The sequence below is a fragment of the Rhodococcus sp. R1101 genome (genome assembly GCF_000278445.1).
Taxonomy (GTDB): domain Bacteria; phylum Actinomycetota; class Actinomycetes; order Mycobacteriales; family Mycobacteriaceae; genus Rhodococcus; species Rhodococcus gordoniae.
This window is the reverse complement of sequence record NZ_AJVB01000344.1, coordinates 1-4,121: the sequence shown is the minus strand read 5'-3', so window position 1 is coordinate 4,121 and position 4,121 is coordinate 1. Positions and strand designations below refer to the sequence as shown.

Genomic DNA, 4,121 nt, shown 5'->3' with positions numbered 1-4,121 from the left:
CGGACAGATAGGTCTCCACCCGCGCCTGCACGCATCCCGAGTGCAGGACCGCCGAGTAGCCGGCGCCCTGCCACGACAGTGACGCCCAGGCGATGCCACCCGCGGTGAGTACACCGGTCACCGATTCCACCCCGGCGTTACCCACGATCGGGTCGGCGGCGCCCGAGGAGACGAGCACGGGCACGTCGAGCGCGGCAGGAAGCGGGGGCGCCGGCAGGCTCGGCCAGGCCGCGCACGCCGTCAGGCCCGTCGCGAGGTCCGCTCCGTACAGCGGGTACAGCGTGGACCAGCTCTTCGCGAGATCGCCCGCGTGGGTCGGGGTCGGCCACCGCTGCCCGTCGCTGCACCGCGCGACGAACTGGCCGTCCGTCGAGAGCGCCGCCTCGGCCGCGCCGACCAGCTCGATGAGCGGCATGACGTCACCGCCCCGCGCCGCTGCGAGGACGTCCGCCACTTCGCGGACGCGGGCCTGCAGATCGGCACGTGGAGTGCCGAGGACTCCCGTCAGGGCGGTGAGGAAGGAGTTGGCCGAGATCGGCGCGAGCTCGCCCGCGGCCGCCTGCTCGTGCAGTTCCTCGATCGCCGCGCGGGGATCGTCTCCGAGCGCGCAGTCGAGGGCGGCGCACCGACGGGCGAAGGCGTCCACGGCGGCCTCGGCGCCACGGGCCTGCGACTCGGCCATGAGCTCCGCGTCCGCGGTGGCCGCGGCGGGGGAGTCGAGGACGAGCCGGCCGACCGCACCGGGATAGGCCGCAGCGTAGGCGAGTGCGACGGCCGCACCGTTCCCCACTCCGAGCAGACCGATCCGGTCCACCCCCCACGCCTGGCGGAGACGCTCGATGTCGTCGGCGGCGTGCGAGGCGCCGAACATCAGTTGCTGAGGCTGCAGATAGTCGGTGCACGAGACGGTCGCCTGACGGCCGAGGTCGGCGACCCGATCGGGTGCATCGCCGGTGCGGCCGAATTGGCCGAGGTCGCCGAGACCGCGGCGATCAGCGGGGAAGATGCAGTCGATCGCGAGCGAGCGGCCGATTCCGCGACGATCCACCGCGACGATCGGACGCATCGCCAGTGCACCGGACATCGGACCGGTCGCCATGCCGGTGAGTGCGCGTGTCGACGCCGTGTCGGCGCCGGTCGTGAGCACCAGGGGAGCGGCGTCGGTGGGAGTGTCCGCCAGGCGCGCACGCATGACGGCCAAGGGGAAGGTGCCCGTCACGGTTCCGGCCACATCGATCGGTGCGACGACCTCCGCGCACTCGAGGACGAGACCCGCAGGACCCGGGGGTGCGTCGAAGGCGGACAGGGTCTCTCCGGTGCAGTCCCGCCAGGCGGGTTCGGTCGACGGCACCGGAAGTTCGGGCACCGTGGCCTCGTCCTGCGAGGGCCGATCCGCGGCGACACCGGGATCGTCTCGTACGACGGCGACGTCGGGACGTATCGACGGGCCTGCTCCGCACGCGGTCGACACCGCGGCAACCGTGATCCACATCGCGGCGATCACTCCCGATCTGCGCATGCGCACAGCCTGCCAGGTTCGGCGACGACGGCGTGCAACCGGTGGTGCACGGCCCGACCGGAAGTATCCTCCCGCAGCGTGACGGCGGGGTGAACGCCGTGTGAAGTAGGTCGCATTCCGGATTCGGGTGAGGATTCGAGCATGATGCGGTCGTACCCTGGGCTGATGCACGAACGTCTCGTCGATCGCAATCCGGTGGTGCCTGCAGACCAGTTGGTGGCGCAGATGGTGCCCCCCCGCGATGTTCGACGAGGTGAGCTTCGAGTCGTACATTCCCGATCCCAACGAACCGAGCCAGGCAGCCGCGGTGACGACCGCCGCGGAGTTCGTCGGCAAGATCGGGAAGATCCGCGGCGGCAAGCGGGGACTGTTCGGTCGCCGCTCCCAGCCGCAGGGTGCCGGGCTCTATCTCGACGGCGGCTTCGGCGTGGGCAAGACCCACCTGCTCGCATCGATCTTCCACAGCGCACCCGCACCCAAGGCCTTCGGCACCTTCGTCGAGCTCACCCACGTGGTCGGTGCCCTCGGGTTCAACAAGGCCGTCGAAGAACTGTCGAACCACAGCGTGCTGTGCATCGACGAGTTCGAGCTCGACGATCCGGGCGACACCATGCTCGTCTCCCGTCTGCTGACCGAACTGTCGGCCCGCGGTGTCTCGATCGTCGCGACCTCCAACACGCTGCCGGGGCAGCTCGGCGAGGGCCGGTTCGCGGCCCAGGACTTCCTTCGCGAGATCAAGAAGCTCGCGTCCATCTTCGAGACGATCCGCGTCGACGGTCCCGATTACCGTCACCGCGACCTGCCGCCCGCGCCCGACCCGGTCGATTCGGCCGAGCTGGTGGAGCGCGCCGACACGATTCCGGGTGCCACGCTCGACGATTTCGACGAACTGTGCGCGCACCTGAGCACCCTGCATCCCTCCCGCTACGGCAAGCTCGTCGAGGGGGTCCCCGCGGTCTTCCTCGAAGGCGTCCACCCCGCGAAGGACCAGTCGGTGGCTCTGCGTCTGGTGGTCCTCGCCGACCGGATGTACGACGCGAGCATTCCGGTGACGGTCTCCGGAGCCAAGCTCGACGAAATCTTCACGCCCGAGATGCTCGCCGGTGGTTACCGCAAGAAGTACCTGCGCGCGACGTCCCGTCTGCTGGCACTGTCCCGCTTCGAGGTCGCCGCGGGCTGATCGGGAACCCGGCGCGCACCCGCTCGCCGGGGTCCCTCGCCGGTTACAGGGTGCGCTGCATGACGAAATCGTCGTGGGTCCGTGCGCCCACCACGAATGTGCGCGTGCCCACCGCCACGAATCCCTGTTTCTCGTAGAAGCGACGGGCGCGCGTGTTCTCCTGATTGACTCCGAGCCACAGTCCGGCCCGCCCGAGCGCACGAGCCCGCGCGACGATCGCCTCCATGAGCGCCGCGGACACTCCGGCGCCGTGATGACCCGGCATCACATACAGCTTGCTGATCTCGATCGCCGGCCGCGCCGTGATCACGGCGTCGATCGCGGGATCCTCGGGGGCGGCGTCCACTGCCATCAGATAACCGACGATCTCGCCGCCCGCGCGCGCCTCGAGGACGATGCGTTCGGGGGACGACAGGTACTCGGCGAACTTTTCCGCACTGAGGGTTCGCTCGATGAACTCGGCGATGTCGTCCTCGGCGGCATCCGGAGGGCAGGCGAGCGGGAAGGTGGCCGCTGCAACCTGGGCGATCGCTTCGGCATCCCAGATTCCCGCCTCGTCGACGGAGACCGCTTCTTCGAGTGGTGGCATGGACATGCACACCAGTGAAGCACCCGGACGACACGATTCGGCACATGCCCCGCAGGACCGATGCGATGCGGAGAAAGGTCCGGATATGGCTGAACCCCAGCCTTGGATGGGGGGTCATGGCTGGGGTTCGACACCATCGGGGGGATGGCACCATCCACGCTACATGAGGGATCCCTCAGGTTCCAGCGGGGGCGGTCACGGTTGCGTCACACGAGTTCGTGCGTGCGACTTGCACGAAATGTCGGTGCGTTGTACCGTCGCGGCTATGAAGCGCGTACTCGTAGTTCACCGCCGTAGCGGGGTCTGATTCGGACCGACCCCTCGCTGCGGGTCGTTGAGCTACGCGTCGGTCCTTCCTTCTCGTGGAAGACCATTACGAACGATGAACGCCTTCACCTCATTTTCCGGATCTGCTCCGATGTTCCCTTTCGGCGCTACGGGCGCCACCGATCCGTTCCTCGCCCGATACGGGCGTGCACTTCCTCGGGGATTGCGCGAGGAAGCCACCGGCATGACCTGGGCGGAGTTCGAATCCGCTTACGGCGGCCGGCCCGGCCCCATCAGGCTCGGTGGCTGGTCGGCAACCGCCCTGGGGGCGGGTCGCAGCGCATTCGAGGCGACCATCGCGATCGGCGATACGATCCACACCGCATCCGCCACGACCTGCGGACCGATCGCCGCGATGACTGCGATGCTGTACGACCTCGGGCTGCACATCGAGATCCTGTCGTTCCATCGGTACGACCTCGGCGAGATGTCCGCGACCTTCCTGCTGTGCCGTTCCGGCGAGCACACGACATGGGTGATGGGCACGGGCGAGACCGGCAACGAGT

The 4,121-nt window shown here is 68.8% G+C and carries 3 protein-coding genes and 1 pseudogene; 2 read left to right on the top strand and 2 right to left on the bottom strand.

Annotated elements, in window-relative coordinates:
* On the bottom strand, window positions 1-1,519 hold a 1,519-nt coding region (locus tag R1101_RS0117450), incomplete at its 3' end, for an alpha/beta fold hydrolase (protein ID WP_026003403.1).
* 165 nt (window positions 1,520-1,684) lie between these two features.
* Between R1101_RS0117450 and zapE the strand changes: the two are divergent.
* A pseudogene (zapE, locus tag R1101_RS0117445) lies at window positions 1,685-2,699 on the top strand (cell division protein ZapE).
* 43 nt (window positions 2,700-2,742) lie between these two features.
* Here zapE and R1101_RS0117440 read toward each other — a convergent pair.
* Window positions 2,743-3,294 (bottom strand): GNAT family N-acetyltransferase, encoded by a 552-nt coding sequence (locus R1101_RS0117440; RefSeq protein ID WP_016934649.1) that lies wholly within the window; start codon window positions 3,292-3,294, stop codon window positions 2,743-2,745.
* 376 nt (window positions 3,295-3,670) lie between these two features.
* Here R1101_RS0117440 and R1101_RS0117435 point away from each other — a divergent pair.
* Window positions 3,671-4,121: 2-isopropylmalate synthase (locus R1101_RS0117435; RefSeq protein ID WP_026003402.1), on the top strand; the 451-nt coding region annotated here is incomplete at its 3' end.